This is a genomic window from Enterococcus sp. FR204, from assembly GCF_031143325.1.
GTDB classification, from domain to species: domain Bacteria; phylum Bacillota; class Bacilli; order Lactobacillales; family Enterococcaceae; genus Enterococcus_B; species Enterococcus_B faecium.
Window position 1 is genome coordinate 20,209 of sequence record NZ_JAKZIW010000001.1, and the last position, 25,325, is coordinate 45,533.

Below are 25,325 nucleotides of genomic sequence, written 5' to 3' on the forward strand. Positions count from 1 at the left end.
TTCTTACTCCCCCTTGAACTGACTTAAGAAACGTAAGTCATTTTGATAGAAATTACGGATATCATTCACTCCATACCGCAACATAGCTACGCGGTCTGGTCCAAGGCCGAAAGCAAAGCCTGAATATTCTTCTGGATCGATTCCTGACATCTTCAACACATTCGGGTGCACCATGCCAGCTCCTAAAATCTCGATCCAGCCAGTGTATTTACATACGTTACAACCGGCACCCCCACATTTGAAACAGCTGACATCTACTTCTACTGATGGCTCCGTAAATGGGAAATAACTTGGACGCAAACGGATTTCACGATCTTCCCCAAACATTTTTTTCATTACGACTTCTAATGTTCCTTTAAGGTCGCCCATCGTGATGTTTTTATCAACAACTAGCCCTTCAATTTGATGGAACTGATGGCTGTGGGTCGCATCATCTGTATCTCTGCGGAAAACTTTTCCTGGCGAGATCATTCGTAGAGCACCCTTAGAGAAATCATGTTTTTCCATTGTCCGTGCTTGGACTGGTGAAGTATGTGTCCGAATGAGTATCTCGTCTGAAATATAGAAAGTATCTTGCATGTCCCGTGCTGGATGATCTTTTGGCAGATTCATCCGTTCGAAATTGTAATGATCAGATTCTACTTCATATCCTTCTACGATCTGATAGCCCATACCCACAAAAATATCTTCAATTTCTTCCATGATTTGTGTCACGATATGACGTGTACCATGTTTTACTTTTCTACCAGGTAGTGTCACGTCTATTGTTTCTTTTGCCAAAGCTGCATTTAACGCTTCTTCTTCTAATACTTGTTTTTTTCGCTCGATCTCTTCTGTCAAAAGATCTCGGATCTCATTTGCGAAACTTCCGACTTTTGGTCGCTCTTCTGGACTTAGATCTTTCATCCCACGTAATACTTCTGTGATCGGTCCTTTTTTTCCTAACGTTTCAACACGTATTTGATTTAATTCATTTAAATCTTGTGCCGCTGTGATTTTGACGAGCGTTGCTTCTTTCAAGCTCTCTAATTGTGCTTGTAGAGACATGTGCTTGTTCCTCCTTTAAATTCCAAATACAAAACAAAAAGACCTCATTCCTGTTAAGGAACGAGGTCTTCGCGTTACCATCCTAATTTGCGGATAAATGACTTACGCCGCACTCTTACTTCGTTAACGACAATTGCCGGTCTGATTTTATCAGACGAACTCGGAAAGTGAACTTCATTTTTCAAACACAGGATCTGCTTTCAGTCTGCGACAGATCTCCCTGAACTGGTTTAGCCAAACTACTCTTTTTCGTCATCGTTCTTTACTTATTCGTATGGACTATAGTTTACAAGATTTTTTTTACAAAATCAACCGCATTCTTCCTCTGTGACCCATTTTTCGCTCCAAACTTGTATTTGACGCATCGCTTTTTGCAAGTCTGCTCCTTTTTCAGTCAAGAGATATTCTGAACGGCTCTTTTCGCTACAGGCAAAGTTTCGAGTGACTATTCCTTCTTTTTCTAATTCCTTCAAGCGTTCGACTAATACTCGATCACTGACCATCGGGATTTTTGCCGCAAGCTCAACAAAGCGTTGCGGACCGTTTTCGAGTAGTACATCGATAATCAATCCGTTCCATTTTTTTCCTAAAATAGAGAATGTTTTTTCAAATTTAGGGCATAAAACGAATTCTGTCTGTGTTAGCTCCATCATACTCACCTCTTCCCAGAGTATAGCATAATCCTTACAAAACATAAGTCAAGTTTGCTCAATTATAATTATTTGTTAATGTTTATAATTTGTTTCACTCGAAGCAAAATTAGGAAAACATTTTCTACTGGCTTATTCAAAGCTTCTGACATTGCTTGTTGGTAAAGTCTTAGCTGTCCTTGATATTTTTGGACGATTGCATCTATTTCTGCTGGATTATCCGGATGTAAAATAAAATCTGTTTTAAAATCATAGATATTGAGATGATCTTTTTCTTCTAGGTATCCATCGACGATTCCGTGGATTAATAGTTCATCTTCTTGATTTGGATAGTCTTGAAATACTTCGTCAGCAGGAAGCAGCATGGAAAAAGGTTGTTCTCGTTTTACGTTTTCTTTGTTGGCAATCAGCTGTTGACCAAGTTCTGTTTGAAAGAACCATATAATAGAAGAAACATCTACTTTTTTCGCGACTTTTTCGTCTACTAACCGTTTCCTTACCAATTCCTGTAATTTTTGATGGATACTCTCTGTAGTTGGCATCTCTAATGGCAGTAATTGTAACAAAGCATGCGTAGCAGTTCCAACAGCAGCTGCTGACACTTGCCGATCTTTTTGCAAAAATTTTGGTTCTGCTAGTTGTTCTTGCGTATAACGAAATTGACGGGATGCTGCTTTGTTCTGACTGCTTTCCAGAGTCAAACGTGATTCTTGTGTATCATCTGGATCTTCGAATAATCGTTTGATTTCAGATACAGATTGATAACTTGTGGTTTGTGAAGAAGCTTGATAAGGATATTCATATGCCAGACGTTTTTGTAACGAATCTGCTAATAAAGTTTCATCTTCTTTCATCTGCTGATCTAAGTTAACCAGTTCTTTTTCAGCAAGCAACTGTCTTTGTTCAATGATCGATTGCTGATTCATCCATGAAATAGAAAACTGTGCATTTGAATGTTGAAGAAGAGAAGTCGAAATTTCTTCCTCTAAGTATTTCTGCATTTCAGGATGACGGATCAATCCGTAACCAATCCAATTCATCAAGCTGCTTCTGCCCTTCAAACGTAGCGCAGGATCAAAAACCAACTCCTCATGATCAGCTGCTTCAGACCACGTTTGGATCATTTGCTCTTTATTTTTATAGGAACCGACAATGAAAAGCTTTTGTTCTGCCCGAGTCAATCCTACATACAATTTACGCATTTCTTCCGACAACAATTTGTTTTGCTTTGCCAATTTGATGGCTTGAAACGGTAACGTATCATATAACACTCGTGTTTCAGGATCCATATAGCGAATTCCTGCTCCAAGTTTTTCTTCAAAAGCATACCGATTGCGCAAGTCTTGTAAGTTGAACTCCTTTGTCATATCTAACAAAAATACAACTGGGAATTCCAAGCCTTTACTTGCATGGATCGTCATAACGCGAACAGCATTATCTTCTATTGAAATGACTGGTTCTGCTAAGTCTTTATCTTTTTCTTGCATTTTTTCAATGAAACGCACGAACTGGTATAATCCTCTGAAAGAACTTTGCTCGTAAGCTTTGGCACGATCAACCAATGCATAAAGATTGGCTTGTCTCTGTGCCCCTGCTGGCAGACCGACCACATACTCTAGATATCCCGTCTCATAATAGATATCCCATAACAAGTCAGTGATCGAAGAACGGCGAGCAAGTTCTCGCCAATGCTCTAGTTGCTTGCCAAAATGTTCCAGCTTAGCTGCTAATTCATCTTCGTTTGATGCTTGATAAGCAAGCACAGCATCATAGTAAGTATGTGCACGGTCAGCTAATCGAATGCTGGCTAATTCTGGTTCAATCAGACCCACGATCGGTGAGCGCAATACAGCCGCAAGCGGAATATCTTGATAGGGATTATCGATTAATTGTAGCAGCGAGATCATCGTGCGAATTTCTGTCGCTTGAAAATAGTTTTGAGCATCATTCATCTCTAATGGAATATCCAATGTTTTGAAAATCTCTAAAATCGTTAAGTTGTTCTTCTTTGTAGGTGTCAAGAGAACAATGTCTTTGTACTCTATCGGACGACTTTTTTTTGATTTTTTATCATAAATCATAAAGGAGGAATCAATTAATTGACGAATTTTTAGTCCTGTCATAAAAAGTTCGCCTTCTGTTTTGTCTTCCAGTATATCATCCGTCGGAATCTCAATCTCTGATTCTTCCTGTTCTTTTTCATAGATCATGATTTCCGGCTCAAACTGTTCATTCTCTGGAAAGTCTGAAAATCCTTGGATCAGTTTGGCTGCTTCGTCATAATTGATTTGACCCACTGCTGGATCCATTAGTTGTTCAAAAATAAGATTCGTAAAAGAAAGGACTTCTTTTCTAGAGCGGAAGTTCTCAGCCAAAACGATTCGACGTCCGCCTTCTTTCTTTGAGAAATTCTCGTATTTCCCGATAAATAAACTAGGATCTGCTAAACGGAAAGAATAGATGGATTGTTTGACATCCCCAACCATGAACATATTTCCTTTTGTATCATCAGGTTCTCTTAGCCAGTATAAAATGGCTTCTTGTAATTGGTTCACGTCTTGATATTCATCTACCATTACTTCTTTGAATTTTTTTCGATAATGTTTTGAAGCTTCACTTGGCAGCCATGCATCTTTCGTTTTTTCTGTGAGAATCTGCAACGCTAAATGTTCCAGATCATTGAAATCCAGCACACCTTTTTCCCGTTTACGCATACTGAAACCGTCCATGAAGCTTTGCGTGACTTTTGTCATTTCTTCGACTAACGGTAGTGCTTTGTCCGTTAATTCTTCCATTTGGCTTGGGGAAACAGGAAAATAACTTTTACTTATCTGCTGAATCAGTTTTTTTGCTTTATCCCTCATGCCCTTGACTTCATTGGAAATTTCTTTCAATTCTGCTTTCCGACTGCTCTTAAAAGTTGAAAAAGTTAGTTGTTCCAAACCAGCATAAGCTTCTTCTAACCGATCTTGCGAGAACGCTTCATAGATATTCTTGATCTGCTGTTGTTCTCCAGCTACTTGCTCATGCATTTTTTCTAATCCTTCACCTTGTGCTAACTGAGTCATCTGTTCATATAACTGTACACATTGGTATATATCTGACAAAACTAAAGGACGGATTTGTTCTTGATATAATCGAGATTTCGCTAGCCCCTCAGGCAAACGATAATTATCGCTTAACTGTTCTAGCCATTTTTGGGGGTCAGGGTTGGCACGGGCAAACTCATAAAGAGAAAACACCAGATTCGTCAAGCCGTCATCTGAACGATCATTAGAAAAATTCATTGTTAATTGGAAAAATCGTTCATCATTTTCTGCATAAAGTGCTTCTCTCAGCTCGTTCCACACATCCTCCTTCATCAAGATCGTTTCTGTTTCATCTGTTAACATGCGAAAGACTGGATCAATATCAATTAAGTAATAATAACGTCGAATAACTGTCAGGCAAAAAGCATGTAAGGTTGAGATATTCGCTGTGGACAATAAAACTAACTGCTTAGTAAAATGCTGTCTACGTACAGGGTCACTTTCGCTATTGACGGCTTCTTGTAATGCCTCTTGAATTCTTTCTTTCATTTCTCTTGCGGCAGCTTCAGTAAATGTCACAATCAATAATTCATCGATATCAAAACCCATTTTTAGTTTTTCAATCACTCTTCGAACAAGCACTGTAGTTTTACCTGATCCGGCAGACGCAGAGACTAATAGATTATCTCCTTGATCAAAAATCGCTTGCCACTGATCATCTGTGAATCGTTCATTTTGCGGTTTTAAAGGAATTTGATTCACTCTTCTTCACTCCTTTTCAATATTCTACGCAGTGCTTCTTCCTTATCTATTTTCTCCAGACGGTGGTAATTATTTTCTTTCAGCATCACATCAAACGTACAGATGCTTCTGAATGGACAAAATTCGCAGGCAATCCGCTGTTTATCTTTATAAGCTGGATTTAGTTTGATTTCTCCGGAAGTAATCGCATCTCCAGCTAACCGCATATTTTCCCGATTATGCGCCATGAATAGTTGCAGTTCTTCTTCCGTGAAAAATTTGTCTTTACTGAAACTACCTTTTTGGTATTCATCTTTCGCATTTTTTTTCACTGGATAGATCAGTGATTGTTCTTTTGCTTCCAGTGAATGATCTAGTACTTCTAAAAGAGCGGGATCATCGACAAAAACGCCATCATAACTAAATTTTTTCAATGTATTCTTCTCTACATCATCTGTCTCCGTCAATACAGGATTATGAACATGTAAATAATATGATCCTGCTGGTTTAACAGTCGCCTTTCCTGTCAAACGCACTGCATCCATCAATGCTACGTCCAGGTACGTCAATAATTGCATAGCCATGCCATAATAAGCTTCTGTGACATCGAATGAACGTCCGCTAGATTTATAATCAACGACGCTTAGCCAAGTATCTTCTTGTTCAGAAGCTACATCGATTCGATCGATTTTCCCTCGAACATGGAGTTTTCCACCATTACTCAACGGTAATTCCAGACCTGTGATACCTTTTGCTCCAGCAATCTGACCAAATAGAATCTCTGTCTGAAGAGGATGCATGCCTGTATTTTTGCTCTGTTTTTGCAAAGCCCATGCCACTTTTTGAATCGTCTGTCCTAACTGGTAGCGGATATAGTTCATTCTTGCAGAACTATCCAATATCTCAAACCGAAGTTCTCCGAATACTTCCTGCAGCACTTTTTCAGTAAAGTCTCTACGCTGCGTATCGGACATATTCACTAAGGATAATTGGTTTGAAAACAGTAGCTTGAAGAAACGATCCAATGATTCATGATAAAAATCACCAGTTGCTGCTGGAGTTAGACCATAAACAGTTCGTTCTTTCAATTTCAAACCAAATTGCATGAAGTATTTGTATTCACAATTATAAAAATTCTCCATACGTGAAATTGAAGTATAAATTTCTTTTCCATAAAGCTCTTCCGCCATTTTTTCTGGCATCGAAACAGGAACATTTAAATGTTCCTGACTTTCAAAAATCTGTAAAGCAAAATTTCGCCATGACGAATTCAGTACTAATTCTTTGAGCTTTTGCCAGTGCTTTGGTACAGGTTTCTTTTCATCTAAAGCTAATCGATAAATCCTATTGACTGTATTGATTCCGCTTCTGTAAGTCCCTACATAACAATTAGGGTTGCTTTCGATCGTCAAATGCTCTTTTCTCTCGACGGGAACAGATAAATATTCTGTGATTCTACGCAAATAAGGAGACATCTTCAGCGAACCATCTGTGTCATAGCTTTGTGCATAACTAAGATATAATCGATCTGTTCCGGAAAGAAAAACAAGATAGGCTTGGAAAGGCTCAAAAGAGATACTTTCCTTTGATGGGTCGAATAAAAACTGTCCATCTGGCAAAGCCTGATTTAATACTTCTCGTTCTTCACTGGACAACAATCCTTTTGTCTCTTTTCGGTCTGGAAACACTTGATCATTCAACCCTAATGCAAAAGTGACGGCAGCTTGATTTGGTCGAACTAATTCCAAACGATTGATTCGCACTTGGTCGATTGCGGTAGGGATTTTACCATAACTTAGATTTTCTAGACCACTCGTAATGATTTCTTGGAACAGTGACCAGTCAAAAGCCGATTCACCATAAATTACTACATATTCATCCAACAGATCAATCAGCGCTCCCCATGTCTGCTCATGGTTTCTTGCCGCTTCTAAGTTTCCTCTGTCTACTTCCTGATTACGCCAAAACAATAATTGTTGCTGTACGCCACTTTGGATCAAAAATTGATAAAAACCATTTGCGGCCTCTTGTCCTGTTTTGCTTTTCTTTATTTTTTTCAAAAATACTGGTACAGCTTTCTGAAATAATCGTCTAATCGTATTTGACTGTTCTTCCAAATACTGTACGTCTTCAATCTGTTCTGCTTCAAAATCATACGCCACAAACTGCCAGTCTTTTTCACGAGTCCAATAAGTTCCTTGATAATTGTAAGCAAGTGCTACATTTTCAGTGATGTCCAGTTTTTTCCTGAATTCATCTCGCTCTTGTTTCCATTCATCAAGTTCGGTTTCTGCTTCCGTCGACAGAAATAATTCAGTTTTGAAAAAACGCATAATATCACTTAGCCGATAAGAATAGCGGTCAAGAGCGAACAGACTGTTGATCCATTCGATCAGCGGATGATTTTCCATCATTTGTTCTTCATCGATATAAAAAGGAATTGCCATTTCTTGAAAGATCGGCTGAAGGATATTTCCATATAAAGACATATTTTTTGTCAGCACTTGGATATCACGATAACGGTAGTTTTCTTCACTGACTAGTCGTCTGATTTCAACAGCTAATTGTCGGACTTCTTCAGTTGGATTTTCAGCTTCCCACAAATGGAGATGCTCTTGTCCCCCTAATTTGTGTACTGCCGCTTTCTTTTGGCTAGATGTCTCTTCCCACATTGTTTGCAGCAGTTGAAGCTCTGTCGGACGAGTCTGCTCTGGTGCAAATCGGTCCACTAATATAGGGACTTTCCGTTCTCTTGCACTTTGAAAAAGACGGAAATAAAGCTTTCCAGTCTCATGAAAGAGCGTAAGTACTTCTGGAAGATCCGCTGTATAAGGACGATCCAGCAATAAATCGACAACCAATTGCCCCTTTTCCATCATTGCCTGCAGTAATTGATACTCTTGACCATTGATTCGAGAAAAACCACTGACAATAAATTTGACGTTGTTGAAATCTTGTGTCTGCATATAATTTGCTAGTATAGATAGTGCATCTTCATTTGTTAGTGCACGTTGAGTCAATTCGCTGTCATAAGCTGAAAAAATCAGCTTCAAGTCTTTCATTTTAAGTTGCTGGTCTTCTGCATTAGGTGAATCACCAAATAAAAGCATCAGGTCTTCTGGTTGAATATTTCCTGTACGCAATTCACTGTAGAGTTCTTGTAATTGACGAATAAACCCTCTTTTATTGATTTCTCCGCGAAAGATTGTTAATTCTTCCTCATTTTTTTCTAAAATCTGTCGCAAGATCATTGCAGATCCTGATTCTGATAATTCATTTCCTGTAAGAAGAGTTGTCTGTTGCAGCAAATACCAAGCCAGACGATAAAAACTAAATACTTGAACGTTTGTTGTGCTGAAAGCTTTTTTTCCGCTTCTTCTTCGCATCTCCGCTAAAATTTCTTGTTCCTGTTCGAATTTGCTGTAGTTGGGAACAAGGAAAAATACTTGGTTACTTGCATCCTGGTCGAGCCAAGCGGATGCTTCGTCGATCAAGACTTGACGGTGATCTTTTTTCCCGTTTCCAAGAATAAATTGTAAAGACATGCTTTTCCTCCTTCAACACATGATACGGTGCTCCTTTATTATATCAAAAAATACTGAACATTTGTTCTATATTCTTCAAATTATATCCTTTTAAGGTTCTGATATTTCTACTTTTTTAAGTATACGCAAAAAACAGGAACTGCTGCAAATAAGCAATTCCTGTCTTTATGTTCATTGATTAATGAATAGAGCCCATTAGTTTTTTGATTGGTTCTTTCACAGTAAATAGCAAGATACCACCGACGATTGCTACTGCACCGATAATACCGAAGTAGGCAGATTCTGTTCCCGGTGTGTAGAAGCGTGCAATTTGTGCATTGATTGCTTGTGAAGAAGCATCAGCTAAGAACCAAATAGCGATTGTTTGTGATTCAAATGCTCGTGGTGCTAATTTTGTTGTCACAGACAAACCAACTGGTGAAAGACACAATTCAGCAATAACCACGATGAAGAAACTTCCCAACAACCACAATGGACTTACTTTTCCACTTGTACCATAAAGCATACCCGGCAACATCAATAGCAAGTACGATAATCCTGCAAATAAAAGTCCAAGAGAGAATTTCACTACTGTAGATGGTTGACGTTCACCAAGTTTCGTCCACATCGTTACGAATACTGGTGTCAGAATAAAGATGAAAATTGGATTCAATGATTGATACCAGCTTGCTTGGATCGTTACACCAAATAGCGTAGATTGTGTACGTTCACTAGCAAATAAAGCTAAGATAGATGAACCTTGTTCTTGTAATGACCAGAAAATGATTGCTGCAAGGAATAATGGGATATAAGCCCATACTCTTGGTTTTTCTTCAGCAGTTACATCTTTTGAAGTCAGCATTTTGATAAAGTAATACAACGGTAAGATAATCCCCAATACACTGATTGTATTGACAAAAAAGTCAATTGTCAGATGACCAGTTAGTTGTGCCCCGCCGAATACTGCAGCGATAACAACAAGTGCGATGATCAAGTTACGGATGAATCCTTTACGTTCTTCAGTTGTCAAAGGATTCGGCGGTGTTGTACCCACTCCGTCTAATGTCTTGCGTCCTTGGATGATGTATTGTAATAATCCAAAGAACATCCCAATAGCAGCTAAAGAGAACCCTAAATGATAGTTATATTCTTGACCGATTGTACCAACGATTAGTGGTGCTAATAATGCCCCTAAGTTGACACCCATGTAAAAAATCGAAAATCCTGCATCTCTTCGCAAGTCAGTCTTTGAATAAAGATGTCCGACCATGCCAGAAACATTTGGTTTCAAAAAGGCGGTTCCGATAATAATCAATGCCATCGAAACAAACAATGTACTTACACCAAATGGTAAAGCCAAGACGATGTGGCCAAGCATAATGAAAACTCCACCGAAGAATACAGTGCGTTTTGCTCCTAACACTCGGTCAGATACCCATCCGCCGACGATACTAGACATGTAGATCAAAGATCCGTAGATCGACATGATAGCTAATGCTGTTGCTCGTGGTAATCCAAGTCCCCCGTTGGCAACTGTATCGTACATATAATAGATAAGTAATGCACGCATACCGTAATAACTAAATCGTTCCCACATCTCAGTGAAGAACAAAGTTGACAATCCCTTCGGCTGCCCGAAGAAGCCCTTGTCTTGCTGTTTTTCCATAATCTATACCCCAATTCTTTAAATTTTCAGAAAATATTATACATCTTTACCGAAAAATTTAACTAAAAAACTTATTTAAGAAATATAAACTAATTTTCTATAAAAACAAGTAATTTTTAATGGCAATATCATAAAAAAAAGAAGATAGAGATTTAATAATTATATATCAGCTGTTTTTTTCAAATAAGCAAAAATTCCTAAAACACAACAATGAAAGCGATAATCAAGAAAATCCTTACATAACGATTTTTCTTATTAAAATTGTTTTTTGAACTTCGCTTATTTTTTGTGAGCATATCTGTTTACTTACTTTTTGTAAGGTGCTATACTTCATTTCGTAATCAATTAAAAAAAATGCAAAACGCAAATCAAAGGAGAAATTTTATTATGACAACTTTTACTGACACTTTGAAAAACCGCCGTTCAATCTATCATCTAGGACGTAATGTTTCACTTTCTAATGAAGAATTAACAACTTTGATCAAAGAAGCAATTAAAGAAAGCCCAACTGCTTTCAATGCTCAATCAACACGCGCAGTTATCCTTTTCGGAGATGCACATGAAAAACTTTGGGAAATCACTGAAGAAGCACTTCGCCCATTGACTCCAGCAGAAGCTTTCCCAAATACACAAAACAAATTAGCTGGTTTCAAAAATGGTTATGGTACAGTATTATTCTTCAAAGATACTGATGTGGTAAAAGGTCTACAAGAACAATTTGAATTATATGCAGACAACTTCCCAGATTGGTCAGAACAATCAAACGGAATCGCAACAGCTAATACTTGGGTAGCATTAGTTGATAAAGGATTGGGCGCAAACTTGCAACATTACAACCCAGTTATTGACGAAGCAGTTGTAAAAGAATGGAATATCCCTTCAAACTGGAAACTACGTTCGCAATTAGTATTCGGTTCACCAGAAACACCGGCTGGGGAAAAAGAATACATGAACGATGCCGATCGCTTCCGCGTATTTGGATAATTTTATTTGAAATAAAAAACAGAGGTTGTGACAAACATCTTGTCGCAACCTCTGTTTTTATTCTGGATCAATCATAATATCAATCTCTGCCTCATCGTTTAAGCGTTGGGACAAAAATGGAACTAATTCTTCTAATGATGCAGAAAATTTCAGCATCGGTCCTCGCCATCCGTTTCGGAAAAAATTCATTTTTACGATTTTAGAACCTTTTGGCTGATATAATACAATTTTATTGATCTCAGAAAAAGGAACACCTTTTTTGTCAAAGCTATTCAAAACAAGTCCTTCTTCTGTGATTCCTCTACTGTCCAACAAAAAACTAATAAAAATCATTGCTGACAAGATCCCTTTTGCCAATTCATCTGCTGTAGGATGACTGATGAGTGTATACCAAATGACTAGTGACACTAAGAAGGGTATCACCAAGTAGACCCATCGATTTCGCACAGTCCGATAAATAATTTCTTTTCGAACCAGCCAAAGAAATAAAAACATCACAACAACGAATAAAAACAATAGAACCGTAAAGAATGTTACCATGACAACTCGCCTCGCTTTTTCTTCTCCAGAAAATAGGAAAAGAATACTGATTTACCTTCTCAAAGAAATTGGACTTGCAGCACGCCGCACGTCCAATTGTTTTCTTTATTCAAATGTATCATATTTTGCAACAACCATGCTTGCTTTTTCATCTAATAATTCTTGGTCCTCTGCAGCACATTGGGCAACTTTGACCACGGCGCAGTTTGTCATTTTTGATACAACTTCACCAATGACCGTTTTTGTAAAACCAATTGGTTTGCATGCATATTGTTCTCCTAAATTAATCATTTCTTCCGTCATCAAAATCCTCCTAAACTGCTGGAACTTTTCTCCACATTACCACTGCTATTTCTTTGGAGATTTAACTCATTGATTTTTATTTACAGTTAAAAATCAACCTTACAGGCATTATAGCGTACTGTTTTCGTTTTCACAATTAAAACAGCTGTTGTATTTAGAAGAATTTTTTTTAAAAAATTAAAACATATTCCTTAAAAACTAATTATTTCCTACATATTAAAATATAATACTTCCATTTCCAATAAAAATACATTTATAATAGGAAAGATAAACAGCTGAAAAGGGAGATTTCAAATGAAGAAAAAAAACGTTCAAAAAACTATTGTTTCTAGGGGGCACAGCTGCTCTTTTATTAAGCGGTACAAGTTATTACCTACATATCCATTCTCCAGAACATACAATGAACACTGCACAAAAAAGTTCAACACAAAAAACAAAAAAGACAAAAGAGAAAGCAGAAGTTTTACTAGATGTTCCATTAGAGAGCCAGTTTGATTCTCCTTCTTTAGAAAATGGCTGTGAAGTCACTTCGCTTTCTATGCTTTTATCTTTTTATGGTTATGAAACAACTAAAAACCAGTTAGCTGAGCAATTGGATTACGTCCCTGTTTTCAATGCAGATGGGACTCATGGCGATCCTAATGAAGGATTTGTTGGTGATATCAGTGGCGGAGACTGGGCTATGGGCGTCTATGTTCCCCCAGTTGCCTCCCTTGCTCAGCAAATCGTCCAAACGGATTATCACACTTCTCCAAAAACCGATGCTCAACTCGATGATATCAAAAAAGCACTATCTAAAGGAAATCCTGTCTGGACTTCTGTGACTATCAATTTTGAAGTCCCAGATGAAACTGATTTTATGACTTGGACCACAAATAATGGAGAAGTAAGAGTCACTCCTCTTGTTCATGCTTGTGTAGTCACTGGATATGACAAAGAAAATATTTATGTCAACGATCCCTATGGTGTAAAAAATCGAGCAGTACCGATCAACGATTTTTCGGCGATTTTCACTGCAATGGGTGGACAGATGCTAACTTTGGAGAAAATCTAGTAATTCAAATAAAAATCCCTTATACTCAAGATACCAAACCTTTGAAGGGAGCGTAGATAATGGAAAAATTCACACATAAAAAAATGGATCCAAATGAAATTCCGATTATTTTTGTCCGTGACTGCAAGGGAAATGTTCAAGGTAAAGTCTCTATTAATGAGTGGAACGAGCGTCGCAGACCTGCTACCCTCAATGAACTGGAAATCAAATTGTATCGTCAATCTCTTGTTTATTACGCAGATCAAGAGTACGAGAAAGCCACCGATTTATTGAAATTTCTGATTGCTCGAACAGAGTATACTCGCTTTGAATATATTGAACGTTTAGCAAACATTTATCATATTATGAATGAACCTGTCAAAGAATATCAGTTACTGGACACCGTCTTGTCAGTAGCAGAACTGATTGCCCTTCCTGCTGGATTAGAAAAGAAACTAGTACGCCGCCTTTTACGAGTAAAGCAACAACTATCCGATCAAGAAAAATAACTTGCGTTTTTTTAGGAAAGTGCTATGATTATTTTGTTGAATAAATGGGATGTAGCCAAACTGGTAAGGCACTTGACTCTGAATCAAGCAATTGTAGGTTCGAACCCTGCCATCCCAATTTGATGTGCTTGCTGAAAAAATGAACCCCCTGTAAAAGAACAATCTTTTTGCAGGAGGATTATTGTATTATTTTTACTACTTCTATTTAGTTTACATAATTAAATTATGAATAATAAAATCGGGCGTATTCTTAATACAAAAACTGATTTACCCAATGCTTTCTCTGGAACTTTTTCTCTAGGAACTTCCTCATACGTTTCTATGTGTGCTCCTTTATTGCTGATTTTCAAATAATGATTTTCTTTTAACACAGAAAGACCATTAAATTCAACCGTTCGTTCTTTCCCATTGGCATCAGCAGCTTTCTGCACATACCTTGCTGTACCATATTCATTTACTTCCTCTGGTTTTTGTGTCTTTACATAGACCTCTCCTTTTTCAACTAATGGATTTAGCTGATCAAGTATACCAGGGATTTCTCCATAACTTCCTTCAGTATAATATTTCAGTCCAAATAGCAAAATACCACTAATCGCCGCCAGTCCAATCAAATATTTAATCACTTTCATCTTTCTACCTCCTTGTTATATATTCAGTATATGGGTCAGTTAAAGAAATTCCATCCGTCCCAAGTTGGAGATTTTTCTCCTACTTTAGAAGCGAGAATCGAGTGTTTTTTTAGTAAAAATGATCGTTATTTGATATTATTGACGTGTGGATAAATCAGTTTTTCTCGTTTTGTCCATGTAAAAAATCATGTTGATAGCAAAGGATGTGTTCAAAATGAATCAAGAAGAATTATTTCAAAAAGTCAAGGAAATGATTAAGAACGGCAATTTCGATGGCGCAAAACGATTTATCGAAGAACATAAAGAACAATTAGGACCTTATAAAGAGAAAGCCCAAAATCTTTTAAAAGATGTAAATATCGACAGTGTCAAAAACAAATTTAAAAATCTATTCAAATAAGTAAAACTTTCACTTTTGTAAAATCAAAGGAGGACAATGCTGCTGCATCGTCCTCCTTTGGTTCTTTTCTGAATACTTCATACTAAAATAAACGTGTCGGATCGTAATGATAAGTCACATTGCCGTTCAGTGAGGCTTTTCCCACCACATATTTACGATTCTCCAACTTCAGCCACGCTTCTCGAAAAGCCATTAATTCTTCTCTTTTTACATCAATCTTTTCGATTTTTCCATCGATCAAATCTTGAATAAGTTGTTCATATGGATTCATTTTTTTCCTCCATCTGCTATCTGCTGTCAATCAATAAGTTGTAAAAATAGGTTCATATGCTTTTTTGGTATCTAGATCTTCTCTGACTTTGACTGTCGTATAAATAATTTTTTCTACTGGGATACTATAATAACTTCCTTCACCATTATTGAATCGGTGAACGTCTTTCTTTGCTAAAATACCATTTATTTTATTCGTCAGTACACGTTGTTCGACACTGTTACTTACAACATAGTAAATCACCCGAATATTATTGATTAAATGCAAATCGATTTCTAACACTACATGATCCATGAAAATCCCACTCCTTCTTTCACTTTGATTATAGCAAGTTTCTCCTCTAATTTCAAAATCGATACAGATTTTACCGGATAAATCCACAAAACTGCTTGCGCCATTTCGCACAAAGTGTTATTTTGTATCATGGACTTTATTTATTGGAGGCAATAGTATGATCGCGATCGGTCAATTTGTTTTTTATATTCCTTTTTTTACTATGATAAGCATTCTTTTCTATTACATAAAATGGACAAAAAAAAGTTTTCAGTTTTACTGGCCTCTTTACCTGCTGTATATTTTACTTATCAAATTTTTTCTTTTAGGCATTGGGAAACAACGTCTGTATTAATAACACACATCATCGAATTGACGCTTTCAGTAATTTTTCTTATTATTTGGATCTATTTTTTATATAAGAATCAGAATTGAATCCCTCGCATGTTTAAAAAGAAAACGATTAAAGATGCAGCAAATTTCTGCCGATCTTTAATCGTTTTTTCTATTCTGTTATACCAAAAAAATGTTTGAATCGGTGAAGGATCGTTCCTTGTTTTAATTCTATAAATTCTTGTGCGATCGGGTACTTTTCTTCCAAATTTTCTTTGTTCTTTTCGATCAGGCTTTTCGCTTCTTCATATTTTTTATCTGCACATAGTGCTTTTACTTCCTGTAATACTTTTCCTGCTTCCATTTGCCTCACCCTCTTGCCATTTTATTGCTTTAAGTTTTATTTAAGTTATACGCATTATTCTAGTTTCATCCCAAATAACCTTTTTTCATTTTTACTCCTCGAACTAATCAGTTTTCTAAAGGCTGATTGGTTCGTCTTTTTTATTTTTCCTCCATTTCATTCTGCTCTTCTGTTAATTTATCTAATGCTTTGATTGATGCTGCGGCTCTTGCATAATCATAGCTGTATAATTCCATAAATTTATCAGGCAGAACAAACCACGCTGGATGATAACCGTTAGCTATGACAGGGAATCCTTTATCTTGTTGGTTATCTCCATCCCATCTCAGAGCAACACCTTTTTTTCCTTTCCACTTTACTAAAGCGATCGAGTATCCCTTTTTTGTTTGTGTGCCGTCTTCAATAATTGCTAAAATTTCTATTTTTTCTTTTGGCGCACGGACTTCTTGAGGACGAACCATTTTCTATTCCTCCCTTATCTCATTACTTCACGACCAACACACTGCAAGGGGCATGTGATACGACATAAGAAGCGGTCGATCCAACTAATGCTTGTTGTATAGCACCTTTTCCTGTCGCTCCCATAACGATCAAATCAATATTTTCTTGTCCAGGGATGACATTGGCAATCAAATTTCTTGGATCTCCAGTTTCAACTATTGCGTGGATCTCAGCAATGCCGAACTCTTTGGCATCATTGATTTTTTTCAGCATGGCTACTTCTGTTCTTTGTTTTTCATCTGCATAGATTTTTGAAAAGGCATAGGCACTATGGGTCAGCTCAACTTTGTTGATGATTGACACGATAAATAAGTGGGCTTCATTGTCCTTTGCTAAGTCAAGGGCTTCAGCGAACGCTTTGATCGATTGTCTTGATCCGTCAACTGCTACCATGATGTTCTGGTATCTTTTACTCATTGGAACCGCCTCCTTTTTCTTTTATTGTAACATCTCAAGCAAAAATACAAAAAATATACGCAATATGTAAATAAAATGATGAACAAAAGCAATTTCTTTCAAGTTATTTATACATTTCTTTTCTCATCAGAACACCTGTTCTAATCCCATTATTTCTGCATTATGTGAAATTCCTCATCATTTTTCACATCGAGCGAACATCATTCTGTTACAAAAAACGTGGATTTGTCATAAATTGTCATGCTTCTTTTACCTATGAAATATTTTCACGTGTTAAAGTATTCCTCGTTGAACACAACAAATAAAACTTTTTAACGAATAAAGGAGATTTTTCATGACATCACTTAAAACTTTACTTTTTGGAACAACTTTGGCTGCCGGCGCTGCATTCTTCATGGGAACGACTGCTCATGCGGACGAAGCTTATACCGTTCAATCAGGTGATACTCTATCAACGATTTTTCAAAAATACGTTGGTGATAACTCCTTGATCAATGCCATTGCAGAATCAAATTCAATTTCTGATATTAACCTGATTTACTCAGGACAACAATTAACAATCCCAACAGAAGGCTCTGCACAAGCAGCTGCTGAACCTCAAGCAGCCGTTCAAGAAGCACCAGTCCAAGCTGAACCTGTTCAAGCTGAACAACCTGTTGTACAAGAAACGGTTCAAACGGAAACACAAGCAGCGCCTGTTGCTGTAACACAAGCTGCTCCTGCTGTAACAGAAACTACTGCTACTCCAGCAAGCACAAGCTCTGCAAAAGAATGGATCGCACAAAAAGAATCAAGCGGTTCTTACACAGCAACGAACGGACGTTACATCGGACGTTACCAATTAGATTCTTCTTACTTAAATGGTGACTACTCTGCTGCAAACCAAGAAAGAGTAGCAGAACAATATGTTACTTCACGTTATGGTTCTTGGGAAGCGGCGAAAGCATTCTGGGAAGCAAACGGTTGGTACTAAGATTCATTATTTGAACGTTTAAACACATTCAAAATATAGTAAGAGGTCATGCGATTTATTCTTTCGCATGACCTCTTTTTGAGTTTAAGTTTAGTCTTTATTCCTTAACTATCGTTTGCCAGTATTTCTTGTATCAGAATCTATAAATCTACTATTTGAATCAATCTATTAGGTTTTAAACTGTCCCACCTTCACACAAATTTTTTTTGATTTATTTGAATCTGGTTCCGTTGTTTAAAATTTTTCCTATATTCTTTTAGATAATATGTTATTTTCTTTCTCATCGCTCCAGGTGTACCTTCTCTTTATAAAAAAAGATATCAACAGAGAAACTCCGTCGATATCTTTTTTCCTTCTCAAAAAAACAAATTATGCGGCTAAGAAGACTCGAACTTCCACGAGGTCACCCTCACTAGCGCCTGAAGCTAGCGCGTCTGCCAATTCCGCCATAGCCGCATCACATCTTTTAGTTTAGGATTACATGTGTTTTTTGTCAAGAACATATTTTTGTTCTTTTTCATTTCTGTACGCCCTCCCTTATGTCATCTACACAAATAATTCATCCGAGCAACTCCATCATCTATTGAGGGTTGGTGAAAAAACCTGTTTTATCCATATGATCGATTTCAATGTTAAACGAACGACTCTGGGATTAGTAACTATTTTATTTTTTTTCTTCATTTCTTTTTTCCTCTTTTTCTCGATTCAGCTATCTTCTTTCATTTGGATATTGATTATTTCTTCTGTTGGTTACTATCCTTCTGGAATTCTAGACGCTGAAGTAATTCACGTTTTCTTTCTTCTAGAGATCATAAGTAACGAATAAACGAACTTCAAATAATTTTTTTATTGTAATTCATATTTGTATTGTTCGATGATTCTTAATACGATATGACACAATAAATAAAAATAGGCATGGCTATTTACAACAATAGTGCTATAGTAGAAAACAAATGAATAAGGTTACTTAAAGAGGTGAATACGATGAAACTGATCAAACTATGGGAAGCAGATTTAAAGAAAGCTTATCAGCTACAAACTAGCTTTGGACCAAATGAGAATGGATTTATCAACAATGCTTATGGCTATACATTTGCTGAATTTTTAGATTATGTAAAAAAATGCGAAAAAACGTCTTTAGGAATCGATCTTCCTGAGAGTTACGTTCCCGCAACCGTCTTTATTTTAGAAAGTGATGAACATGAGTATGTAGGAATTTTTAATTTGCGCCATAAACTGAACGAAACATTAAGAAACGGCGCTGGCCATATTGGTTACGGCATCTCCCCTAATTATCGTAAAAAAGGATATGCCACACAAGGATTAGCATTAGTACTACAAGAGGAAAAAAAAATCGGCATTGATGAGGCACTTTTGTCTGTAAATAAAAAAAATCTTGGCAGCCTTAAAGCACAACAAAAAAATGGGGCTGCGATTTATCGTGAAGATGAGAAAGAATACTATACGAAAATCAAACTGATGTAAAAAAGAAGGATTCCAAAAGGAAAGGGATTTGAATGTCCTTTATCAATAGAACACATTTATTTAATTAACTTATAATATAGCAGACAAAATTTTATAAACAAAGAAACCTTTTATCTCTTTTCTTCTAGAAAGGATAAAAGGCTTTTTTGTTTTTCCTATTTGCTTCTCATAGCTAGTCAGCCAAGATTTCTATCGTATCCCCAACGCAATCCGTGCATAACGGCTCATCTTATCTGTCGTCCATGCTGGATACCAGACTAGTTTGACTTCTGCTTTCGTTACTTCTGGCACTTCTTTTAATGCGTCATGGATAGATTCTGTTAAAATATCTGCTAATGGACAGCCCATAGTTGTTAGAGTCATCTTAATGACTGTTTCTCCATTTTCAGGATTGAATTCTATATCATAAATCAAGCCTAAATTGACGATGTCGATTCCTAATTCAGGATCAATCACCATTTCCAGGGCAGCAAGAATACGTTCTTTGATTAGTTCTATTTCTTGTCCAGACCGTTCTTGGTTTGCTTCGCTCATCGTACGACACTCCTTAACACGATTTTTATTTATCATACTCTTTTTTTAGCTGCTTGTAAATGAGAATTTAGAAGGAAGATTCTCGTTTAAATTTATAAAAATGTTCTTATTAGATGTAATAGATTAAATTTATTCTAAAATAAACCTGATTCCTCATTTTTTTTGTGAACGATTTTTTATTTCTGGCAATACGCCAGTTGTTCGATACATTTTTTGTTCGTTTTCATTTGCAAACCGGCCAAATACTGAATGAGTTGGTAAAATATTGATAAATGCATCGTCGTCGATTTCATGAACGATCTGATCAAGATCATACAATTCGTAGCGGGTGATGACCATCATGATCATGTTCCCTTGTTTTTTTGAATAGCCACCGACAGACGGCAGTAATGTCATTCCACGTACCATCCGTTTTGCTAGTTCTTCTGTTACCTCTTCTGGCTTGACGGTAACGATCATTGCTGTTACTTTTTGATGACTCGTGTGGATGGCATCAATTACTTGAGTCATTGCATAAATGGAAATAATCGTATACAAGGCACTTTCCCAGTTAAAGAAGAAGCCTGCGATGACTACAATGATACCATTTAGAATCAGCATGTAGTTTCCGACTGTTTTTCCAGTTGTTTGTGAAAGTACAAGAGAGATGATATCCATCCCACCAGTTGTAAAGCCCATTTTTAAAGATAATCCTACGCCAAGACCTAATAAAACACCGCCTACTAGGGCATTCATCAAAATATTATCAGTGATCTGTCCGACTGGAAGCAGCATCGTCATCACCGATACACATACAACATTCACAAAACTAAGGATCGTTGCTCGTTTTCCTACTTTGAGAAACCCTAATACAAACACAGGGATATTCAAAAGAAAAATAAATGTTCCTGTGTCTATCTTGATATGAAACCATTCATATAAAAGCGAGGAAATGATTTGAGCGATCCCATTCATCCCTGCAGAAAAGACATTGGCTGGAATCAAAAAGTAATTTAAAGCGACCGCAGCGGTCAATCCGGTTATCAAAATAACCACTATTTTCTTTAATCTTTCATTTTTATGATACGCAGTCATAATTTTACTCACAAGCACCTCTCCCCTACTTTGGTATTCCAAATGTAAGAATAACAGTTTATCTATTAAAATAAAATACTTCGAACTCAAATGAGAAGAATTTTAGCAAACAGGTAAGAATCTGCCCTAATCCTATGATAAGATAGATGTATGGTAAATATTTATATGTATATCAGGAGGGTTCCTATGGCAAAAGATGCTAGCTTCGACATTGTATCAGAAGTCAATACAGAAGAAGTAAAAAATGCGATTCAGCAAACAACAAAAGAATTGTCCAATCGCTTTGACTTCAAGGATTCTACAGTAGAAATCAAATTAGAGAACAGCAATCTAGTTGTATTGAGCGATGATGATTTCAAAATCGAACAGATCAAAGATGTATTATTTGGTAAGCTGATCAAAAGAAATGTGCCAATCAAAAATATCCATTTTTCCGAATCAGAACACGCTCTAGGTGGCAAAGCTCGACAAACTGCCGATTTGGTCAACGGAATCGATCGTGAAAACGCGAAGAAAATCACTACAGCTATCAAAAATGAAAAACTGAAAGTAAAAGCACAAATCCAAGAAGATCAGATTAGAGTGACAGGTAAGAACCGTGATGATCTACAAACTGTGATTGCTTTATTACGTAAACTTGACTTACCAATCGAGTTGCAATTCACTAACTATCGTTAATCAAAAAACGAGGCTGACGTCTGTCATTCCTCGTTTTTTTGATTTACTGCTTCTTTTGATAACCAAAAACGCTGTATTCCTTCTTCCAATTCCCCAACATTTCGTACTTCTCTTGCTGTTTGCCAATGTTGTGGGAATAAACGTCGATAAGAAAAACTAGAAAATCGTTGATCTGCCAATACAACGATTCCTTGATCCGCCATGCCACGAATCACTCGACCACCAGCTTGCAAGACTTTGTTCATTCCAGGAAGCTGATAAGCGTAAGCAAATCCAAGGTGTTCCTTCTCATCATAATATGATTTGATCAGTTCCTGCTCATGATTCATCTGCGGCAAACCTACACCTACGATCATACTGCCGATCAATCGGTCCCCTCTCAAATCGATTCCTTCTGAAAAAATCCCGCCAAGTACGCAAAATCCAATCAATGTTTCAGCGGGATTTGTTTGAAATTTTGTTAAAAATCTTTCGCGTTCTTCCTCATTCATGTCCGTTTCTTGGATTAGCACATTGCTGTCGGGATATTGCTGTCTGAATGCTTCCACCGCGAGATCTAAATATTGATAAGAAGGAAAGAAAAAGAAATAATTCCCGACCTTTCCATCAGCAAAAGCATGAATCGTCTCTACTAATTTTGCCAGACTGTGTTCCCTTTTTCGATAAGTCGTCTCTAGGTAATTTGCGATGAAAACTTGCTGGTTTCCTTCTGGGAAAGGACTCGGCAGTTTGTAAGCCAGACTTTTTTGTCCCCCCAGTGTTTCCTGATAATAAGAGAGTGGTGAAAAACTAGCAGAAAAAAGAATACTGCTTTTTCCTTTATCCAACGACTGCTCAAGAAACAAGCTTGGATCAATACAAAACTCTTTTACTATCAGATCGCGATACGTTTTTTCGACTGTTGTTTCGTAGTGATCATCATAAAATTCACTGACCTTCAAAAAATGAAGCAAATCAAAATAATAAGGAAGCAATTGTTCTTGTGATGGGTGCTCAGGAAATTCTGCCAGCCATTCTTTAATTTTTTCGCTTAATTGATAACCTGCCTTTACTAAAGATTCAGCCGGTGCTTTTTGATGATGATAATCCCAATGATCTTCTTTTGCTATTTCTCGGATCGAATCAAATTCTTTTAATAGTTTGTTGAAACGGCGATGAAGTTTTTTGAATTCCTTTGGTATAGCTTCCTTACTTCGTTTCGTTTTTTCATAAGATAGTTCTGCCGAATACATCTCTCGGGAACGATTCACCAAATTATGTGCTTCGTCAATCAAAAACAGATAGTACTCGTTTTTTTCATCTTCAAAAAAACGTCTTAAATAAACAGTTGGATCAAATAAATAATTGTAATCCCCAATGATTACGTCACACCAGATACTGACATCTAATGATAGTTCGAAAGGACAAAGTGTATGCTTTCTTGCATAAGTTTCGATGACTTCACGAGTGATCTGATTCTCATGATTCAAAAGATCCCATAAACCTTCATTAATCCGATTGTAATAACCATTGGCATATGGGCACTGATCTGGATTACAGGTCGTCTCATCTAAAAAGCAGATCTTGTCTTTCGCCGTCAAAGTGACACTTTTTACTTCAGCTCCTGTATCTTTTAATGCTGTCATAGCATCTTCAGCTACTTGTCTAGTTATTGTTTTAGCCGTTAGATAAAAGATCTTTTCTCCCTCTTCTTCCCCTACAGCTTTCAAAGCGGGGAATAACGTAGAGATTGTTTTTCCTGTTCCGGTAGGTGCTTCTACAAACAATTTCTGTTTCGTACGGATCGTTTTATAAGCAGCTACCGCTAGTTCACGCTGACCTTTCCTATACTCATCATGGGGGAATTTCAAAGCCATCAAAGAGGCATTGCGTACAGTGCGCCAGTTTTCTTGAAAAACAAGCCATTCTTTATAATCTTCAGTCAGCTTTTTAAAAAAAGTTTCTAACTGCTCTCTTGTCTGATGTTCAACCTTTCTCGTGATCACTTCTTCTGCCGTCTGGAAGTAAGTCAATTGCAGATTTATTTCTTGTAAATCATGTTCTTGACTATAGATATAGGCATACACCCTTGCTTGATGAAAGAAAAGTTCCACTTGTTCTGGTTCTAAATCTTCAAATCGTGGTTCGGAGGTTTTGATTTCATCTATATAATAAATACCGTCTCTTTTGAAAATACCGTCTGCACGGCCTTCAACGATCAGGTGATATTCATCTAATTGAACTGTTGTTTTTAAAAAGACTTCTTTTTCATAGTTTTCTCCCGCATCTTTTTGGAGCTTGCGGTGGATTCTCGCTCCTTCTAATGCAGTATGGTTACTTTTTTTACGATTGTCGATACTTCCACGTCGCAAAATAAATTCTACTAAGTGCCGCACAGATATTTTTGACTGTTTGATCATTTCCACCACCTCTTTCTCTCTAAGATTACCTGAAAAAGCCTAGTTTAGCAAAAAGAGCTCTCTTTCCAAACATAAAAAAACACCCTGCTGATTAGGCAGGGATATAGGATATAGAATTTGGATTTTTGGATGAATCTAATGTAACAAGGACATATTAAAATGCTATGAAAACTTACTTTCCTTCTCTTTAGAATATCCAAATACTTTTCATATAGTCTGATAATTCAGATAAGTAAAGAGAAATAAGTACCTGTTTTTGTTTCCTAGCAATGAATGCGTTATACTAATGGATGAAAGAAGTTTTGGCTATCAAGGAGGAATGCACATGCATATCGAAAGATTAAAAACAGGAATGATTGAAGAAAACTGTTATTTGGTCTACAACGAAGAAGCACTTTTGATCATTGACCCTGGAGAAGACGCGGAACGAATCAAACAAGAAATCAAAAAAACAAACCAACAGCCGGTAGCGATTTTGCTTACCCATACCCACTACGATCATATCGGTGCAGTGGAACCTTTACGTGCGTATTATCAAATCCCAGTTTATGTCAGCCCACTAGAGCAAAAATGGCTAGGTGATCCGATTTTGAATCTTTCTGGACTCGGTAGACATGATGATATTGCTGATGTTATTGTCTCGCCTGCAGAATATGAATTTGAAATGAAAACTTATACTTTAGGAAACATGTCTTTTCGCGTCGTCCCTACCCCCGGGCACTCTATAGGAAGCGTCAGCTTTATTTTTGATGATTTTGTCGTTTCTGGCGACGCCCTGTTTAGAGGAAGTATCGGTAGAACCGATCTGTATACAGGGAATTTAGAACAATTACTTCATAGTATTCGGACCCAGCTGTTTGTTTTACCTGATGAATTTGCAGTCTATCCAGGACATGGCGATGCAACGACGATTGAACAGGAAAAAAGGACAAATCCTTTTTTCAATCGTTAAAACGACTTAGGAGGAG

Annotated in this window: 24 protein-coding genes, 2 tRNA genes and 1 pseudogene; 10 read left to right on the forward strand and 17 right to left on the reverse strand. The window is 37.0% G+C overall.

Going from position 1 to position 25,325, the window contains the following annotated elements; all coding sequences use genetic code 11:
* Positions 1 to 3: 3 nt before the first annotated feature.
* The 5 genes from pheS to RG571_RS00120 form a co-directional block, all read right to left on the reverse strand.
* Complete coding sequence (gene pheS, locus RG571_RS00100) at positions 4 to 1,047, reverse strand: phenylalanine--tRNA ligase subunit alpha (RefSeq protein WP_002295783.1); 1,044 nt, start codon at positions 1,045 to 1,047, stop codon at positions 4 to 6.
* A 308-nt stretch (positions 1,048 to 1,355) separates the two neighbouring features.
* Positions 1,356 to 1,697 carry a helix-turn-helix domain-containing protein gene (locus tag RG571_RS00105; RefSeq protein ID WP_002295781.1) on the reverse strand — a complete coding sequence of 114 codons (342 nt, stop codon included), beginning with the start codon at positions 1,695 to 1,697 and terminating at the stop codon, positions 1,356 to 1,358.
* Positions 1,698 to 1,765: 68 nt separating this feature from the next.
* The gene (gene addA, locus RG571_RS00110; RefSeq protein WP_258430578.1) at positions 1,766 to 5,488 is read right to left on the reverse strand and encodes a helicase-exonuclease AddAB subunit AddA; all 3,723 of its coding nucleotides are present in this window, start codon (positions 5,486 to 5,488) and stop codon (positions 1,766 to 1,768) included.
* Positions 5,485 to 9,012 carry a PD-(D/E)XK nuclease family protein gene (locus tag RG571_RS00115; protein WP_258430577.1) on the reverse strand — a complete coding sequence of 1,176 codons (3,528 nt, stop codon included), beginning with the start codon at positions 9,010 to 9,012 and terminating at the stop codon, positions 5,485 to 5,487. The genes addA and RG571_RS00115 overlap by 4 nt, the downstream gene beginning before the upstream one ends.
* Positions 9,013 to 9,190: 178 nt before the next feature.
* Positions 9,191 to 10,657: a peptide MFS transporter gene (locus tag RG571_RS00120; RefSeq protein WP_002288052.1), complete on the reverse strand. Its 1,467-nt coding sequence runs from the start codon at positions 10,655 to 10,657 to the stop codon at positions 9,191 to 9,193.
* A gap of 387 nt (positions 10,658 to 11,044) precedes the next feature.
* On the opposite strand from RG571_RS00120, the gene RG571_RS00125 reads away from it, so the two are divergent.
* A complete protein-coding gene (locus tag RG571_RS00125) occupies positions 11,045 to 11,641 on the forward strand; it encodes a nitroreductase family protein (RefSeq protein WP_258430576.1) in 597 nt (198 codons plus the stop codon).
* Positions 11,642 to 11,698: 57 nt separating this feature from the next.
* Here the strand turns inward: RG571_RS00125 and RG571_RS00130 are convergent, their stop codons facing one another.
* Positions 11,699 to 12,181 (reverse strand): hypothetical protein, encoded by a 483-nt coding sequence (locus RG571_RS00130; protein WP_002288056.1) that lies wholly within the window; start codon positions 12,179 to 12,181, stop codon positions 11,699 to 11,701.
* Between the two features lie 105 nt (positions 12,182 to 12,286).
* A complete protein-coding gene (locus RG571_RS00135; RefSeq protein ID WP_002288059.1) occupies positions 12,287 to 12,484 on the reverse strand; it encodes a hypothetical protein in 198 nt (65 codons plus the stop codon).
* Between the two features lie 400 nt (positions 12,485 to 12,884).
* Here RG571_RS00135 and RG571_RS00140 point away from each other — a divergent pair, with 400 nt between their 5' ends.
* The 3 genes from RG571_RS00140 to RG571_RS00150 all read left to right on the forward strand — a co-directional run bounded on the left by RG571_RS00140 (position 12,885) and on the right by RG571_RS00150 (position 14,144).
* The gene (locus RG571_RS00140; RefSeq protein ID WP_374990302.1) at positions 12,885 to 13,538 is read left to right on the forward strand and encodes a C39 family peptidase; all 654 of its coding nucleotides are present in this window, start codon (positions 12,885 to 12,887) and stop codon (positions 13,536 to 13,538) included.
* Positions 13,539 to 13,597: 59 nt separating this feature from the next.
* Positions 13,598 to 14,026 (forward strand): hypothetical protein, encoded by a 429-nt coding sequence (locus RG571_RS00145; RefSeq protein WP_002295776.1) that lies wholly within the window; start codon positions 13,598 to 13,600, stop codon positions 14,024 to 14,026.
* Between the two features lie 45 nt (positions 14,027 to 14,071).
* Positions 14,072 to 14,144, forward strand: a tRNA-Gln gene (locus RG571_RS00150).
* A 100-nt stretch (positions 14,145 to 14,244) separates the two neighbouring features.
* Here RG571_RS00150 and RG571_RS00155 read toward each other — a convergent pair.
* On the reverse strand, positions 14,245 to 14,655 hold the full coding sequence (locus tag RG571_RS00155; RefSeq protein ID WP_258430255.1) for a YxeA family protein: 411 nt from the start codon (positions 14,653 to 14,655) through the stop codon (positions 14,245 to 14,247).
* 214 nt (positions 14,656 to 14,869) lie between these two features.
* Here RG571_RS00155 and RG571_RS00160 point away from each other — a divergent pair, with 214 nt between their 5' ends.
* Positions 14,870 to 15,055 carry a hypothetical protein gene (locus tag RG571_RS00160; RefSeq protein WP_002288064.1) on the forward strand — a complete coding sequence of 62 codons (186 nt, stop codon included), beginning with the start codon at positions 14,870 to 14,872 and terminating at the stop codon, positions 15,053 to 15,055.
* 82 nt (positions 15,056 to 15,137) lie between these two features.
* Here the strand turns inward: RG571_RS00160 and RG571_RS00165 are convergent, their stop codons facing one another.
* Positions 15,138 to 15,326, reverse strand: a complete 189-nt coding sequence (locus RG571_RS00165; protein WP_002288067.1) for a hypothetical protein — start codon at positions 15,324 to 15,326, stop codon at positions 15,138 to 15,140.
* Between the two features lie 30 nt (positions 15,327 to 15,356).
* A complete protein-coding gene (locus tag RG571_RS00170) occupies positions 15,357 to 15,620 on the reverse strand; it encodes a hypothetical protein (protein ID WP_002292935.1) in 264 nt (87 codons plus the stop codon).
* A gap of 157 nt (positions 15,621 to 15,777) precedes the next feature.
* Here RG571_RS00170 and RG571_RS00175 point away from each other — a divergent pair.
* A pseudogene (locus RG571_RS00175) lies at positions 15,778 to 16,034 on the forward strand (glucose uptake protein).
* Between the two features lie 70 nt (positions 16,035 to 16,104).
* Here the strand turns inward: RG571_RS00175 and RG571_RS00180 are convergent.
* The 3 genes from RG571_RS00180 to RG571_RS00190 form a co-directional block, all read right to left on the reverse strand.
* Positions 16,105 to 16,296 (reverse strand): hypothetical protein, encoded by a 192-nt coding sequence (locus tag RG571_RS00180; protein WP_002296424.1) that lies wholly within the window; start codon positions 16,294 to 16,296, stop codon positions 16,105 to 16,107.
* Between the two features lie 140 nt (positions 16,297 to 16,436).
* Positions 16,437 to 16,757 (reverse strand): hypothetical protein, encoded by a 321-nt coding sequence (locus tag RG571_RS00185; protein WP_029485306.1) that lies wholly within the window; start codon positions 16,755 to 16,757, stop codon positions 16,437 to 16,439.
* A gap of 22 nt (positions 16,758 to 16,779) precedes the next feature.
* Positions 16,780 to 17,214: a universal stress protein gene (locus RG571_RS00190; RefSeq protein ID WP_002292929.1), complete on the reverse strand. Its 435-nt coding sequence runs from the start codon at positions 17,212 to 17,214 to the stop codon at positions 16,780 to 16,782.
* Between the two features lie 334 nt (positions 17,215 to 17,548).
* Here RG571_RS00190 and RG571_RS00195 point away from each other — a divergent pair, with 334 nt between their 5' ends.
* Positions 17,549 to 18,187, forward strand: coding sequence for a LysM peptidoglycan-binding domain-containing protein (locus tag RG571_RS00195; protein WP_308947751.1), 639 nt, complete (start codon positions 17,549 to 17,551; stop codon positions 18,185 to 18,187).
* Positions 18,188 to 18,559: 372 nt separating this feature from the next.
* On the opposite strand, the gene RG571_RS00200 is transcribed toward RG571_RS00195, so the two are convergent.
* Positions 18,560 to 18,643 (reverse strand) — tRNA-Leu (locus RG571_RS00200).
* Positions 18,644 to 19,171: 528 nt separating this feature from the next.
* On the opposite strand from RG571_RS00200, the gene RG571_RS00205 reads away from it, so the two are divergent.
* Positions 19,172 to 19,672 carry a GNAT family N-acetyltransferase gene (locus RG571_RS00205; RefSeq protein ID WP_195193855.1) on the forward strand — a complete coding sequence of 167 codons (501 nt, stop codon included), beginning with the start codon at positions 19,172 to 19,174 and terminating at the stop codon, positions 19,670 to 19,672.
* A gap of 189 nt (positions 19,673 to 19,861) precedes the next feature.
* On the opposite strand, the gene RG571_RS00210 is transcribed toward RG571_RS00205, so the two are convergent.
* Positions 19,862 to 20,206 (reverse strand): metal-sulfur cluster assembly factor, encoded by a 345-nt coding sequence (locus RG571_RS00210; protein ID WP_002289113.1) that lies wholly within the window; start codon positions 20,204 to 20,206, stop codon positions 19,862 to 19,864.
* Positions 20,207 to 20,359: 153 nt separating this feature from the next.
* The gene (locus tag RG571_RS00215) at positions 20,360 to 21,280 is read right to left on the reverse strand and encodes a YitT family protein (protein WP_131774706.1); all 921 of its coding nucleotides are present in this window, start codon (positions 21,278 to 21,280) and stop codon (positions 20,360 to 20,362) included.
* Between the two features lie 186 nt (positions 21,281 to 21,466).
* On the opposite strand from RG571_RS00215, the gene RG571_RS00220 reads away from it, so the two are divergent.
* A complete protein-coding gene (locus RG571_RS00220; protein WP_131774393.1) occupies positions 21,467 to 21,958 on the forward strand; it encodes a YajQ family cyclic di-GMP-binding protein in 492 nt (163 codons plus the stop codon).
* A 23-nt stretch (positions 21,959 to 21,981) separates the two neighbouring features.
* Here the strand turns inward: RG571_RS00220 and RG571_RS00225 are convergent, their stop codons facing one another.
* A complete protein-coding gene (locus RG571_RS00225) occupies positions 21,982 to 24,357 on the reverse strand; it encodes an ATP-dependent DNA helicase (protein ID WP_308947752.1) in 2,376 nt (791 codons plus the stop codon).
* Positions 24,358 to 24,682: 325 nt separating this feature from the next.
* Between RG571_RS00225 and RG571_RS00230 the strand changes: the two genes are divergently transcribed.
* Positions 24,683 to 25,309, forward strand: a complete 627-nt coding sequence (locus tag RG571_RS00230; RefSeq protein ID WP_002289118.1) for an MBL fold metallo-hydrolase — start codon at positions 24,683 to 24,685, stop codon at positions 25,307 to 25,309.
* The last annotated feature ends 16 nt before the right edge of the window (positions 25,310 to 25,325 follow it).